This is a genomic window from Streptomyces sp. AgN23 (assembly GCF_001598115.1).
GTDB lineage: Bacteria > Actinomycetota > Actinomycetes > Streptomycetales > Streptomycetaceae > Streptomyces > Streptomyces antimycoticus.
Genome location: NZ_CP007153.1, coordinates 1,883,305 through 1,896,515, shown reverse-complemented (window position 1 = coordinate 1,896,515; position 13,211 = coordinate 1,883,305). Strand labels below are relative to the sequence as shown.

Below are 13,211 nucleotides of genomic sequence, written 5' to 3'. Positions count from 1 at the left end.
GACGTTCTTCGATTCAAGGCGCAAGGTTATATCGACAGACATCGATACAACGAGAACAGGGGGATCGTCATGTCCCGCGTCCAGCTCGCTCTCAACGTCGCCGACCTTGAGGGGTCCATCGCGTTCTACTCTCAGCTCTTCGGCGTCGAGCCCGCCAAGCGTCGCCCCGGGTACGCCAACTTCGCCATCAGCGAGCCGCCGCTCAAGCTCGTCCTGATCGAAGGCGAACCCGGCCAGGACACCCGCCTGGATCACCTCGGCGTCGAGGTCACCTCCACCGGCCAGGTGCTCGCGGCCGCCGGTCGTCTGAAGGATGCGGGGCTGGCCACCTTCGAGGAGAACGACACCTCCTGCTGCTACGCGCTCCAGGACAAGGTCTGGGTCCACGGCCCGGGCAAGGAGCCCTGGGAGGTCTACACCGTCAAGGCCGACACCGAGCAGATGGGCAACGGCCCCGCCCTCAGCACCAGCTCCGGCACCGGCACCGGCGGATGCTGCGGCGGCGAAGAGAAAGACGCGCCCGCCGCGGCCGGTGCGGGCTGCGGGTGCGGCAACTGACAAGCGACCATGGGTGGTCAGGCGGCCCTACCTTCTTGAGCACGTCCTGATCGCTCGCGACGATGGGGACCTGCAGGTGGGGCAGGGATGGTTTTCAGGCTGGCTGCCGTTGATGGCTCGGCTCGCGGTGCCCCCTGTCCCACCACTTCTTCCGGGACACGGCTCCTCACGTCATCAATCTGCGGAACGGACGACGCCCTCATGAGGTGGAGATGGGGAGGTAGCGACAACGCGAGCTGCCCGAGCAAGCCCCCACCTCCGCGAACGGACTCCGTTCAGCTCGGCTTGGCCTGGGCCTCCTTGGCAGACGCCTCCAGCCTGTTCCAGTACTCCTCGTACCAGGCCACGTCGCCACCATCCATGTTGCTGTTGGTTTCCCGCATGCCGACCTTGCCGTCGATCAGTTCGCGGACGATGTCGGCGTGGCCGGCGTGACGGTTCGTCTCGGCCGTCATATGCAGCATGATCCGCTGAAGCGTCACGCCGTCGTTGTCGCCCCACCACGCGACGTGGCCCATCGCATCGAGTGGCAGCGCCTCGATCGTCGCGTCCGCGTGCGCCCAGGCGCGGTGGTAGAGGCTGAGGACATCCTCGCGCGACTCGTCGGCGGGTGCCCACATGTCCGAGTTGGGCTCGGCGTTCTCCTCGTGCCAGGGGAGGGATTCGTTGTGCGGGCGGCCGAAGGTTGGGCCGAAGTACCCGAGTTCGACGCTGGCGAGGTGCTTGACGAGGCCGAGAAGGTTGGTGCCGGTCGGTGTCAGGGGGCGGCGGACGTCGTACTCGGACAGTCCGTCCAGCTTCCAGACGACGGCTTCGCGGGCTGCCTTGAGGTAGCGGTGCAGGTCATCTTTGGGGTCATTGGGCTTCATGGGGCTGAGTCTCGCACCGCCCGCCGACAGCGGTCGCGGCTCCCGCCCTCCTCGTCCCGGTTCAAAGACGTGTCGCCACGCGGATCAGGTCGGCAACTGTACGAAGGCGGCTGCGCGGCGGCCAGGCGATCACCGTTGTCACGGACGGGGCATCCAGGACCGGCACGGCGGCGAGGTCCCGGCGCAGGTCGGCGGCGGCGGACTCGGGAATGACCACGGTGGTACGGCCAAGCGCGATCAGCTGGAAGAGCTGCGTCAGGTTCCGTACCTCTGCGCCCGGTCCTTCTGGGTAGCTGCCGCCGGGGCCGGGCCAGCGGGCCATCGGGAGGGTTGGCAGGGTGGTGACGTCGGCCATCTGGACCTGGGAGCGGCCGGCGAGCGGGTGTGAGGCCGGCAGGATCGCGACCTGTCCCTCTGTGTACAGGGTTTCGGTGTCGAGCCCGGCCGCTGAGTCGAAGGGCAGGTGGAGCAGCGCCACGTCGGCTTGCCCGTCCTGCAGCAGCCGCTGGTGCTGGTGTGCCTCGCAGAGCAGCAGCTCGACGGTGGCTGCGCCGGGTTCCGCGGCGTAGGCGTCGAGCAGTTTCGTCAGCAGCTCGCCGGCGGTGCCGGTTTTGACGGCGAGGACGAGGCTGGGGTGTGCTGTCGCGGCCTGTTGAGCATGCCGCTCAGCCGCGGTCACTGCGCTGAGGATCGCGTGTCCTTCGGCCAGCAGCACGGCTCCGGCCTCGGTGAGCGTGACCTTGCGGCTGGTGCGCTCCAGCAGTGCGATTCCGAGCCGCCGTTCGAGCTGGGTGATCGTGCGGGACAGGGGCGGCTGGGCTATCCCAAGGCGCTGGGCAGCCTTGCCGAAGTGCAGCTCCTCGGCGACGGCGACGAAGTACCGCAGCTCGCGTATTTCCATGCGCCCAGGCTAATGACCGCTCACGGCTGATCGATATCGTTCGGGTATTTCTGCACGACCGAGTAGGTGTTGGTGTCCGGCCGCGGCGCGGGCATGCTCGCTGTCGTGAACGAGAAAACGATCGCGCTGGTCACTGGCGCGAACAAGGGAATCGGGTACGAGATCGCGGCCGGGCTCGGTGCGCGGGGCTGGAGTGTCGGCGTCGGCGCCCGGGACGAGCAGCGCCGGGAGGACGCCGTGGCGAAGTTGCGCGCGGCTGGTGCCGACGCCTTCGGTGTGCCCCTGGACGTGACCGACGACGAGAGCGTGATCGCCGCGGTCCAACTGATCGAGGAGCGTGCGGGGCGGCTGGACGTACTGGTCAACAACGCCGGCGTGGCCGGCGGCTGGCCGGAGGAACCCTCGACCCTCGACCTCGACACCGTGCGGCGGCTGGTGGAGACCAATGTCGTCGGCGTCATCAGGGTCACCAATGCGATGCTGCCGTTGCTGCGCCGTTCGGCGCACCCGCGGATCGTCAACCAGTCCAGCCATGTCGGCTCCCTGACCCTGCAGACCACGCCCGCTGTCGACCTCGGGGGGATCAGCGGGGCCTACGCGCCGACGAAGACCTACCTCAACGCCATCACCATCCAGTACGCCAAGGAGCTGGACGGCACCGGCATCCTGATCAACAACGCCTGCCCTGGTTACGTGGCCACCGACCTCAACGGATTCAGCGGGACCCAGACCCCCGAGCAGGGCGCGGCGATCGCCATCCGGCTGGCGACCCTGCCGGACGACGGCCCGACCGGCCAGCTTTTCGACGACAACGGGGTCGTCCCCTGGTGATCTGACCCTCGGATGCGTTCCCCGTCGATCAGGCCGTAACCGCGCGTCGGACCATGTGCGTCCCGCGGAGATCGCCGTCGCTGGGCTCTGCCACGCAGCCTTGGCCGGGTACTCGGTCCACTGCCGGATGGGCGACTTGGGTGCGGGGCGGTTCCTCGGCTCGGCGCGGGCGTTGTACCAGCGGATGCGGGCGGCGTGGAACTCGCGTCAGCGTTTGAGGATCCGGTAGCGGATCTGGCCGGTGGTCAGGTCGCGGGCTGCGAGCGTGTGGATCACCCCGCCGCTAGCGGTTGTACGTGGCCCGCAGGCGCCAAGGCTTGGCCGGCAGGCGCCAAGCCTTGGCCTCGCGCGGCATCAGGTTGCAGCGGGCCGAACTCATCGACGCATAGCACCCCGTCGGCCAGCGGTCTGTCGTATAACGCCGGGCCGGTCTCAACGGCGTCGAGACCGGAGCATCAACCCTGATACGCGTAGTTGGCGGAGCCCATCAGGCGTGGCCGGTACGGGGAGCCCACGGGGCGCGCTGGATGAGTCGGATCGGTAGGACGGGACACATGTTGGACGCGGTCGAACGTGGGCTGCTGCAGGCGCTCCAGATCGATGGGCGGGTCGCGTTCTCGCTGGTCGGTGCGGTGCTGGGGGTTTCGGACCAGACAGTGGCGCGCCGGTACGCGCGGCTGCGGAACGAGGCGGGCGTTCGGGTGATCGGTGCGGTGTGGCCGGAGGCGGTGGGGCGGCAGTTGTGGCTGGTGCGGGTGCGGTGCGTACCGGAGGCGGTCGCGGGGCTCGCGCGAGCGCTGGCGAAGCAGGCGGAGACGTCGTGGGTGCAGATCGCCTCGGGTGGCGCGGAGGTCCTGTGCATGGTTCAGGCGGTGACGGACACGCCGGCCGCGGAGTCGACCGTGCTGTCTCGCCTGCCCCGCACGCCCCGGGTCACCGGGGTGAGTGCGCACCGCGTGCTGCACCCGTTCTTCGGTGGAAGCGAGAGTCAGCTGACGAAGAACGGGCCGCTCACGGCGGAGCAGCGCGCGCAGCTGTCGCCACCGGCGGCGAAACGCGTGACCGGACCGGTGGAACTGTCGGCGGGGGACAACGCGTTGCTGGAGGCGCTCGCGCTGGACGGGCGGGCCGGGTTCCGGTCGCTGGCCACGGCGACGGGCTGGTCGCAGACGATTGTGCGGCGGCGGCTGGCGGAGCTGCGCTCGGGCGGGGTGGTGTACTTCGATGTCGATGTCGACCCGGCGTTGCTGGGGTCGCGGACGTCGGCGGGGTTGTGGCTGACGGTCGCGCCGGGTGAGCTGGCGGCTGCGGGTGCGGCGCTGGCGGAGCATCCGCAGGTGAGCTTCGCGGCTGCCACCACCGGTGTGTCCAATCTGTACGCGAGCGTGCAGTGCCCCACTGGCACGGCGCTGTACGAGTACCTGACGGGCTCGGTGGCGGCATTGCCCGGGCTGCTGTCGGTGGAGACCGCGCCGAGTATGCGGGTGGTCAAGGGGGCGTCTCCGATCGTCGGATAGCGCCGCGTACGAGGCCCTTCGTGTCGGATAGCGCCCACTGAAACGGTGTTCCTGCCGCGGAACTCGGCGCGAGGGGATTGTGGCGGGGCACGAGAACACATCCCTCCGAGAAAGAACTTCCGATGCCCAACGCATTCGACCCGATCACCATCGGACCGCTTACCCTGCCCAACCGCGTCGCCATGGCCCCGCTGGCCCGCCGCCGCGCCTACGGCGACGGCCTGTCAGCGACCCCGCTCATGGCCGAGTACTACCGGCAGCGCGCGACGGCCGGGCTGATCGTCGCCGAAGCCGCCCAACCCAGTCGTGTCGGCCAGGGCTATACCGACACCCCCGGCCTGCACGACACGGCGCAGGTCGCGTCCTGGCGCCAGGTCACCGACGCCGTGCACGACGCGGGCGGCCGGATCTACGCACAGCTCATGCACGCCGGCCGTAACAGCCACCCCGAACTCCTCGGCGGCGGGCTGCACCCGCTCGCGCCGTCCGCGTGTGCCGCCGAAGGCGTCGTGCGCGTCCACGGCGGCGAACCGGCCGTGCGCAAGCCGTACCCGATACCGCAAGCCCTGACCCTGCAGGGCATCGCGGATACCATCGCCGACTTCGCCGACGCGGCCGCGAACGCGATCGACGCCGGGTTCGACGGTGTCGAACTGCATGGAGCCTACGGTTACCTCATTCAGCAGTTCCTCTCCGGCAACGCCAACCGCCGCACCGACCGCTACGGAGGCAACGTCGCCGGGCGCGTCCGGTTCCCGCTCGACCTCGTCGATGCCGTCGCCGCGCGCATCGGAGCCGAGCGGCTCGCACTGCGGATCTCCCCTGGCTGCACCGCGTTCGGCCTCGAAGAGCCGGACCTGCACGAGCTCTACCCGACCCTGGTCGACGGTCTGCCACGCGGCCTGGCCTACCTGCACGTATTCGAGTTCCCGGGCCACCGCGACCTCACGGTGAAACTGCGGGAGCACTGGGCAGGAGTGTTCATGCTCAATCCGCACGAGACCCACCACGACTGGCCCGCCGGCCCCCGGCAACTGCGCCTGGTCGACGACGGGCTGGCGGACATCCTCTCGTTCGGGACGCTGTTCATCTCCAACCCCGACCTCGTGCACCGCCTCCGCCTCGGCGCGCCGCTCGCCGAGGCCGACGAGACCACGTTCTACCGCGGCGACCACCGCGGCTACACCGACTACCCCTGCTTCGAGGAAGTCCTCTCGTGACCGCTGCCCTGAGCAGCGCGATCACCGTGGTCACCGGTGCCGGCAGTCGCATCAGCCCCGCAAACGCCGCAGGCTCACCCTGGCCGGCCGCGCGCGGGGGTCGAGCCTCGCTGTCCCAGCTCTCCACTCTCTGAGTGACCGCAGCGTGAGGGCGGTCGCCGATCCGGTCGGATCGGGGCCTGTGGGTGCCGGAATCCGTGTCACCCTATGCGATCCGCGCGTCTTCGCGGATGAGGCCGCTGAGCCGATCGTGTCCACTGATGCGAGTGTGGTCCCCGGCGATGGGCGGCTCTGGACCGGTGAGTCGGTCTGGTGCCCGTTGTCCGACGGATCGGTGCCGCCGGTGTCTGTTGTAGTGGTCGAGGCGGCGATCCGGTGTCCGAGGGCCCAGCGCTTACCTCCACGGCAAGCTCAGTGGCGAACTCACACCCGGCCGCTGACCCCAACCATCCCCCCGAAAGGCCGCCTCGGCAGCACAGCAGCCCAGGCGGCCATTGCAGCGCGATCACGATACGGACGACGTCCAGCAGCTGTGGGGTGATCCATGTCCCCCGCAGGGCGGAGAGGACGGTGATCGACTGATTCGCCGAACGATGCGCTCTCCGGTGGCCGGGCGCTCTCCGGTGGCCGGAGGACACTCCCCGGCCGGAGACTGGAAGTGGTGGGGCGTCGGGAGCCGTGGGGCGGGCGAGGCAGAAGCAGAAGGAGGATGGTCGTGTGTCCGAGACTCCGCACATCGTGAGTGATGTGATGACCCGGACGGTGGTCGCCGTCGGGCGTGACGCGCCGTTCAAGGAGATGGTGCAGACGCTGAGGCAGTGGCGGGTGAGCGCCATGCCGGTGCTGGAGGGTGAGGGGCGTGTTATCGGCGTCGTTTCCGAGGCGGATCTGCTGCCCAAGGAGGAACTCCGGGACAGCGACCCGGGCCGCTTCGAGCAGCTGCGGCGCCTCCCTGACCTCGCCAAAGCGAGGGCGGTGACGGCGGAGGAGCTGATGAGTTCCCCGGCGGTGAGCGTGCACACGGATGCCACGTTGGCCGAGGCGGCCCGGATCATGGCCGTCAGAGGGGTCAAACGGCTTCCCGTGGTCGATGCCGAGGGGATGTTGCTGGGAATCGTCAGCCGGGCTGATCTGCTGAAGGTCTTCCTTCGTCCGGACGAGGACATTGAGGAGGAGGTCCGCCGCACGGTGGTGGCCTATCTCTTTCCTGGCGACAGCGGCATCCATGTCGGGGTGGATGAGGGAGTTGTCACGCTCAGCGGGCAGCTCCGCGACACCGCGCCGATCCCTGTGGCCGCGCGCCTTGCCCGGGCCGTGGAGGGCGTGGTGGATGTCGAGTGCCATTTCCGGGGTGTCGGACGGGGGGAGACGACGGCGGGCACCTTCTGAACGGGGTGTTCCTGATCGTGCGGGTGTGGCTATGGCTCGATGTCCAGCACATCGTGGACCGGCCGCCTGGGGGTCCGCGTACCCGGAGGTCCGTATCCAAGGCGCAGCACCATCTGCACATACGCGTTGCCCGACATGGGGTCACGCAGTGGCCAGCGCAGGTCGTGCCATTCGAGGGCCTGGGTGAGGAACGAGGTCGAGACTCCCTCGACGGTGGCGCGCAGCAGGACCCGTTCCGTCGCCTGGCCGGTGCGCAGCCAGTCCAGGGGCCGGTCGCGTGCGGTGCTCAGCAGCGCCAGGTGGGGTGCGGTTTCGAAATCGACGGTCGGGCGGCCGGGGATCGGTTTGCCGCCGGCGAAGTCGCGCATGGGGGCCTTGCCGATGCGGCGGCGGGGCCCGAAGGCGTATTCCGGGACCCCTTCGGTGGCCGGCCGTGTGTCGCCCGCCCGGCGGGTGAAGCGGGCCAGGTCCGCGGCGGCGCCGGCGTCGGTGAGGTTGCGGGCCTCGGCCTCCAGCGCCAGGTCCATAACGGACCGCAGATGCGAGCCGGAGGCGAAGGACAGCGAAAGGTGCTCCCGGTGTGCGGCCTCGGCGAGGGCGGTCAGCACCGCATCGGGCAGCGGGGTCTCGGCGAAGGGGTACCGGCTGGTGTGGCGGGTGTGCACGGCGGGGTACAGGGCGGCTGGATCGTCCTTGTCGCCGAGCGGGCCGGTGAGGGTCACGGTGGCCAGCAGCATGGGGTCGCTGGGGTCGGGCAGTACCCGGGTGGTGGCCTGCCAGCCTTCGTGGGCGACCGCGACCCGCAGGTTCATCAGGGCGGCGCCGCAGCCGATGTGCAGGGCGCGGAGTACGGGGTCGGTGTGCGGGAGAGCGCCCCGGAGGTCGGCTCGCAGATGGAAGACGCGGTTGCGCCGGGAGTACTGGAATCGCCAGGGCTGGGCGTTGTGCATCGAGGGGGCGGCCGTGGCGTCCCGCACCAGCGCCATGACCACCGCTTCGGAGAGCGAACGCGCACTGCGGTGCGTCACTGCGGACCCGTGGGGGCCGGTCGTCTCCCGTTGCCCTTCCGGCCTGTGCCCGATGGGGTGAATGTGTGCGTCCGGACCGGGGAACACGAGGGTGATCTGGTCGGTGTCCGACCATCGCACGTCATAGGGAGGTGTTCCGTCGTCGTGGTGGAGTCCGACGATTTCACCGTCCCGTTTGGTGGCACCGGTGTGGGGGCTTTCGACAATCAGTTGGTCGCCGACTTGGGCACGCATCGACATCCCGCCTCTCTGCCTCACCTCCAACGTGGCACGGTCGGCGAGCGGTGTCCCGGGGGCGGCCAGCCCTCGAACCAGGGGCCGAACGGCCCGCTGGTGGGCCGTGTGGCCAGGAGAGGGAGCCATGAGGCGTCCGATCGGCGTGGTGTCCGAGGCCGATCTGCTGCGCAAGTCGTCTGGTCAGACCGACACGTCCGGTCGGCTGCCCCTCCCGCGTTGTGGTGAACACCTGGATGCTGCCGCCGCACGCGGCGCGGACCGCTCAGGCTCCCGAGGTCCGCGAGGAGGGGGCAGAGAAGGCGGTGAGGAGTAGACGGCGGGCTCGTCCACGACGTAATGGACGGCCGCCCCGCGCGCCGCGGCGACGGCGTCGAGTTCGCCGCGCAGCGCCAGGTCCTCGGGGCGCCGGGCCCGGTAGACGAGAGTCACCTCGCCGCAGTGTCTCGAAGAGGGTCCGCAGTGGGGTGATCCCGACGCCGCCGCCCAGCAGGAGGGTCTTGCGGGTGCGGCGGCGTGCGGTGAAGCCCCCGTACGGACCCTCGGCGAGTACCCGGGGGCCGGTGTGGAGACGGGCGAGTGCCAGGACGGCGGCGGCCCCGCCCCAGATCATCAGGTGTGCGAGTGCCGGGACGGGGCTGGGCGGGCGCGGTGCCGACCGGGACGGGCGGGTCATGGCCGGGACCGTTGGGGTCGTGCTGGTCATGGGGGTCCTCCCGGGCGATTGTGCCCGGCCAGCGTCATCGGCGAAGCCCTGTGGACCCTGTGAACGAGGCGGACGCCTTCGGATTCAGAGGAAACTCAGAGGAAGGGCGGGCCTGCCCACGGCGCACCGCGAGGGATGCTGGACGCATCATGGATACGCACACCACCGGCCGTTTTCTGCTGCGGCCCGACGGCGCCCGGGTCCGCGTTCTCGTCGTCGACGACGAGCCCGATCTGACCGAGGTGCTGTCGGGGGCGCTGCGCTACGAGGGCTGGGAGGTCCGTACCGCCGCCGATGGCGCGTCCGCGCTGGACGCCGTGCGGGCGTTCCACCCGGATGCGGTGGTGCTCGACTGGATGCTGCCGGACACCGACGGGCTCGCGGTGCTGCGCGCGGTGCGGTCGGAGTTGCCGGATGTGTGCGTGCTGTTCCTGACCGCGCGGGACGCGGTGGAGGACCGGATCGCGGGTATCACGGCGGGCGGCGACGACTATGTGACCAAGCCGTTCAGCCTGGAGGAGGTGCTGGCCCGGCTGCGCGGGCTGCTGCGCCGGGCCGGGATGGCGCGGGAGCCGGGCGACGACCGGCTGGTGGTCGCGGATCTGGTGATGGACGAGCAGGCGCGGGAGGTGACCCGCGGGGGTGTGGCCGTTGAGTTGTCCCGCACCGAGTTCGAACTGCTGCGGTTCCTGATGCGCAACCCCCGGCGGGTGCTGTCCAAGGCGCAGATCCTGGACCGGGTGTGGAGCTACGACTTCGGTGGCCAGGCTCATGTGGTCGAGCTGTACATCAGCTATCTGCGCAAGAAGATCGACGCGGGGCGGGCGCCGCTGATCCACACGGTGCGCGGGGTCGGCTATGTCCTGAAGGCGGAGGTGTCATGAGGGGGCGGCTGCCCGGGTGGCTGCCCCGTACGCTGCGCGCCCGGCTGACCGCCGGTCTGGTGGTGCTGCTGGCGGTGGCGAGCCTGGCGGTGGGGCTGACGACGGTGTTCGCGCTGGAGGGATTTCTGGTGCGCCGGTTGGACCAGCAGCTCACGGCGGCCGGAGGCCGGTTCCCGGCCAGCCTTGAACACAGTGAGCGGCGCCCCGACGCCGACAACGCGCCCGACACCCGCGGCCAGTCGGAACGCACCTTCGGCGCCCGGCTGCTGCGCGGTACGACGACCGATGCCGCGGTGGTACGGGACCAGACGGACGCCGCCGTACCGCTGACCGGCGCCGACCGGCGGGTCCTGGCGGGGGTGCCGGTGGACGGCGACGGCCACAGCGTGCGTCTGTCCGCGCTCGGCGGCTACCGAGTGGCCGCCGTCCACGGGGACGACGGCGACGTCCTGGTCACCGGGCTGCCGCTGCGCCCGGTGGAGGAGACCGTGCACCGGCTGGAGCTTGTGGAGACCGTGGTGTTCGGCAGCGCGCTGCTGGTCACCGGGGTGGCCGGGGCACTGTGGGTACGGCTGTCGCTGCGCCCGCTGCGGCGGGTGACCACGACGGCCGCCCAAGTGGTCGAGCTGCCACTGGCCAGCGGTGAGGTGGCCATGCCGCCACCGGTGCCGGACACCGACCCGCGCACCGAGGTGGGCCAGGTGGGCACCGCGCTCAACCGCATGCTCGGCCACGTCGGGGACGCGCTGGCCCGTCGTCACGCGAGCGAGGAGCGGCTGCGGCACTTCGCCGCCGACGCCAGCCACGAGCTGCGGACGCCGGTGGCCTCCGTCCGCGGACACGCCGAGCTGGCACTGCGTCATCCAGGTCCGGTGCCGGATGAGGTGCGGCACGCGCTGGAGCGAATCCAAGCCGAGTCGGAGCGGATGTCCACGCTGGTGGACGATCTGCTGCTGCTCGCCCGGCTCGACGCGGGACGGCCGCTGGGCCGCCGATCGGTCGATCTGACCCGGCTGGTGCTGGACGCGACGGACGACGCACGGGCCGCCGGTCCGGGGCACCGCTGGACGCTGGAGCTGGCCGAGGAGCCGGTGAGGGTACTCGGCGACGAGCACCGGCTCCAGCAGGTGGTGGGCAACCTGCTGGCCAACGCCCGTACCCACACCCCGCCCGGCACGCGGATCACCGTACGGCTCGCCACGGCCGGTGCGGCCTGGGCGGAGCTGACAGTGTCGGACAACGGTCCGGGGGTGCCCGACGGACTCCAGGACGAGGTGTTCGAGCGGTTCGCGCGCGCCGACCCCGGCCGCTCGCGGACGGCCGGCGGAACGGGACTGGGCCTGGCGATCGTCCGGGCCGTGGTCGCGGCCCACGGCGGCACGATCACGCTGACCAGCAGGCCGGGCACCACCGTCTTCCGGACCCGGCTCCCCCGCCCTACCACGGCGCCCGATCCGGGCTGAGCGGGGGACGGGCGGAGTTCAACAGCCCGGCCCCTGGACGGTCATCTTCTGCCCTGCCAGTGCCAGTGCCTGTGCCCCGGCCGGCGGTCCGCCAACTCGGCGACGACCATCTCGCTCCCGTCCCTCCATCGCTGTTCGAGGTGGATTACCTCACAGTCGAACACGCGGAAATCTGTGTTGGCTGGAGTAGACATTGGGTGGTGGTGTGGTTATGGTTTCTCTCGTAACCGAGGTCAACAGGGCCTGGCAGAAACGAACTGGCAGGCGGTAGTACACGCAGTTGCAGTGCGCAGGACGGTGCGGTGGTGGAGTTCCGAAGCCAAGGTGGTTGCAGGACGGCGACGGGACTGGCGACCGGACCGGGTGGCCCGCGGTGATCAGGGGCCGCCGTAAGCAGTACCGCAGTGGCAGTACCCGTAAGAGCAGGTCGCAGTACCCAGCAGCGAAGTCGGTAAGCAGCACCTCGGTGAAGGCGTCGGCTGCGGACGCGCGCACCGGGACCTTCGGCAGTGGGGTTCCAAGCCAGAGCAAACGCAGGACGGGCGATGGGGCTGGCTGCCGAAGAGTGGCGCTGTCACAGGCCACGGAGAGAGTTCGCATCACCAGCAAGTACGCAGTCCCCCGCTTGGCAAGCGGTTGGTCCCAGAGGGAAGAACGGAGGAGCCACGCGCCATCAGGATCGCCCGGGCGGAAGTCTGAGCCCGGGTACCGCAGGACATCGATAGTGAGGTGGTCTCCGGTCAAGCAACCGCGATCCCCGCAACCCCGACAGCATCTCGGTCGGGTCAGCGGAAACATGACGCCGGCGCAGTACCAGGGCCGGCAGATGGTGTAGCAGTTCCTTCGGGGCCCTGGTGCCATTGGCACCAGGGCCCCTCCAGCGTGTTCCACAGAGAGGTGCAATGACAGCAGACGACTCGTTCGGCCGTCTCGATGACGACGACTATCCCGCGTACACCATGGGCCGGGCCGCCGAGATGCTCGGCACCACCCCCGGCTTCCTGCGCGCCATCGGCGAAGCGCGCCTCATCACCCCGCTCCGATCCGAGGGCGGCCACCGCCGCTACTCCCGCTACCAACTGCGCATCGCGGCCCGCGCGCGTGAACTCGTCGACCAGGGCACCCCCATCGAGGCCGCCTGCCGCATCGTCATCCTCGAAGACCAGCTCGAAGAAGCCCAGCGCATCAACGCCGAATACCGCCGTGCCGCCGAATCTGTGAATTCACCGCCCGCGGTCTGAGGTGATGCGGGCCCGCCGGGTACCGGCGGCCCCGCATACGCGGGGCGTGGCGCATGGGTCGTCCCCCCTTCCGTACGTCGTGGGAGGCGTTCATCGACTGGAAGGCATAAGACTGGCTACGGGAACAACCCCGCCTGACCTTCCCGCCCGCGCTCGGAGCGTACGGCTGCCCCCGGGCACGCCCTGCTGCCTAACGGGTCACCCGAACTTCCTGAAACGTTGTGCTCCGGGCGGATCAATATCTATGGCCGCGACGTGAAGGTTTAACGTGCCGTGCGGAGAATTTTCTTACCGCAATGAACAGAGTGGAATCATTTAACGTGCACAGACTGCTACGGCATGCTAGTGTCGATCTCAGTTGCAGTCTTGA

11 protein-coding genes and 2 pseudogenes are annotated in these 13,211 nt (G+C 69.9%); 8 read left to right on the top strand and 5 right to left on the bottom strand.

Translation table 11 applies throughout. From position 1 onward, the window contains the following. Positions 1 to 69 precede the first annotated feature (69 nt). Positions 70 to 558 (top strand): ArsI/CadI family heavy metal resistance metalloenzyme, encoded by a 489-nt coding sequence (locus tag AS97_RS08370; protein WP_210564634.1) that lies wholly within the window; start codon positions 70 to 72, stop codon positions 556 to 558. Positions 559 to 833: 275 nt separating this feature from the next. On the opposite strand, the gene AS97_RS08365 is transcribed toward AS97_RS08370, so the two are convergent. Beyond that, a complete protein-coding gene (locus tag AS97_RS08365; protein ID WP_059148769.1) occupies positions 834 to 1,427 on the bottom strand; it encodes a DinB family protein in 594 nt (197 codons plus the stop codon). 61 nt (positions 1,428 to 1,488) lie between these two features. Beyond that, a complete protein-coding gene (locus AS97_RS08360; protein ID WP_086710368.1) occupies positions 1,489 to 2,328 on the bottom strand; it encodes a LysR family transcriptional regulator in 840 nt (279 codons plus the stop codon). Positions 2,329 to 2,421: 93 nt separating this feature from the next. On the opposite strand from AS97_RS08360, the gene AS97_RS08355 reads away from it, so the two are divergent. From AS97_RS08355 to AS97_RS08340, 4 genes are all read left to right on the top strand, one after another. After that, complete coding sequence (locus tag AS97_RS08355) at positions 2,422 to 3,159, top strand: SDR family oxidoreductase (RefSeq protein WP_059148779.1); 738 nt, start codon at positions 2,422 to 2,424, stop codon at positions 3,157 to 3,159. A gap of 554 nt (positions 3,160 to 3,713) precedes the next feature. Continuing rightward, entirely contained in the window at positions 3,714 to 4,676 is a 963-nt protein-coding gene (locus tag AS97_RS08350) for an Lrp/AsnC family transcriptional regulator (RefSeq protein ID WP_059148771.1), read from the top strand. 122 nt (positions 4,677 to 4,798) lie between these two features. Continuing rightward, positions 4,799 to 5,896, top strand: a complete 1,098-nt coding sequence (locus AS97_RS08345; RefSeq protein WP_210564633.1) for an alkene reductase — start codon at positions 4,799 to 4,801, stop codon at positions 5,894 to 5,896. Between the two features lie 717 nt (positions 5,897 to 6,613). Further along, positions 6,614 to 7,285 carry a CBS domain-containing protein gene (locus AS97_RS08340; protein ID WP_210564632.1) on the top strand — a complete coding sequence of 224 codons (672 nt, stop codon included), beginning with the start codon at positions 6,614 to 6,616 and terminating at the stop codon, positions 7,283 to 7,285. Between the two features lie 29 nt (positions 7,286 to 7,314). On the opposite strand, the gene AS97_RS08335 is transcribed toward AS97_RS08340, so the two are convergent. The 3 genes and pseudogenes from AS97_RS08335 to AS97_RS47010 form a co-directional block, all read right to left on the bottom strand. Next, positions 7,315 to 8,313 carry a nitroreductase family protein gene (locus tag AS97_RS08335; protein WP_349017637.1) on the bottom strand — a complete coding sequence of 333 codons (999 nt, stop codon included), beginning with the start codon at positions 8,311 to 8,313 and terminating at the stop codon, positions 7,315 to 7,317. 72 nt (positions 8,314 to 8,385) lie between these two features. Then, a pseudogene (locus AS97_RS47015) lies at positions 8,386 to 8,547 on the bottom strand (DUF1918 domain-containing protein); the annotation flags it as partial. Positions 8,548 to 8,856: 309 nt separating this feature from the next. Then, positions 8,857 to 9,151: pseudogene (locus AS97_RS47010) on the bottom strand (ferric reductase); the annotation flags it as partial. Between the two features lie 251 nt (positions 9,152 to 9,402). Between AS97_RS47010 and AS97_RS08330 the strand changes: the two are divergent. From AS97_RS08330 to AS97_RS08320, 3 genes are all read left to right on the top strand, one after another. After that, positions 9,403 to 10,137, top strand: coding sequence for a response regulator transcription factor (locus tag AS97_RS08330; RefSeq protein WP_059143089.1), 735 nt, complete (start codon positions 9,403 to 9,405; stop codon positions 10,135 to 10,137). After that, a complete protein-coding gene (locus AS97_RS08325; RefSeq protein WP_086708821.1) occupies positions 10,134 to 11,600 on the top strand; it encodes a HAMP domain-containing sensor histidine kinase in 1,467 nt (488 codons plus the stop codon). The genes AS97_RS08330 and AS97_RS08325 overlap by 4 nt, the downstream gene beginning before the upstream one ends. 902 nt (positions 11,601 to 12,502) lie before the next feature. After that, positions 12,503 to 12,841, top strand: a complete 339-nt coding sequence (locus AS97_RS08320; RefSeq protein WP_059143087.1) for a MerR family transcriptional regulator — start codon at positions 12,503 to 12,505, stop codon at positions 12,839 to 12,841. Positions 12,842 to 13,211: the final 370 nt, after the last annotated feature.

What these genes read in the sequence shown, in the direction of transcription:
- AS97_RS08370 (WP_210564634.1), top strand. Translation starts at nt 70, where the DNA reads ATGTCCCGCGTCCAGCTCGCTCTCAACGTCGCCGACCTTGAGGGGTCC.
- AS97_RS08365 (WP_059148769.1), bottom strand. Translation starts at nt 1,427, where the DNA reads ATGAAGCCCAATGACCCCAAAGATGACCTGCACCGCTACCTCAAGGCA.
- AS97_RS08360 (WP_086710368.1), bottom strand. Translation starts at nt 2,328, where the DNA reads ATGGAAATACGCGAGCTGCGGTACTTCGTCGCCGTCGCCGAGGAGCTG.
- AS97_RS08355 (WP_059148779.1), top strand. Translation starts at nt 2,422, where the DNA reads ATGCTCGCTGTCGTGAACGAGAAAACGATCGCGCTGGTCACTGGCGCG.
- AS97_RS08350 (WP_059148771.1), top strand. Translation starts at nt 3,714, where the DNA reads ATGTTGGACGCGGTCGAACGTGGGCTGCTGCAGGCGCTCCAGATCGAT.
- AS97_RS08345 (WP_210564633.1), top strand. Translation starts at nt 4,799, where the DNA reads ATGCCCAACGCATTCGACCCGATCACCATCGGACCGCTTACCCTGCCC.
- AS97_RS08330 (WP_059143089.1), top strand. Translation starts at nt 9,403, where the DNA reads ATGGATACGCACACCACCGGCCGTTTTCTGCTGCGGCCCGACGGCGCC.
- AS97_RS08325 (WP_086708821.1), top strand. Translation starts at nt 10,134, where the DNA reads ATGAGGGGGCGGCTGCCCGGGTGGCTGCCCCGTACGCTGCGCGCCCGG.
- AS97_RS08320 (WP_059143087.1), top strand. Translation starts at nt 12,503, where the DNA reads ATGACAGCAGACGACTCGTTCGGCCGTCTCGATGACGACGACTATCCC.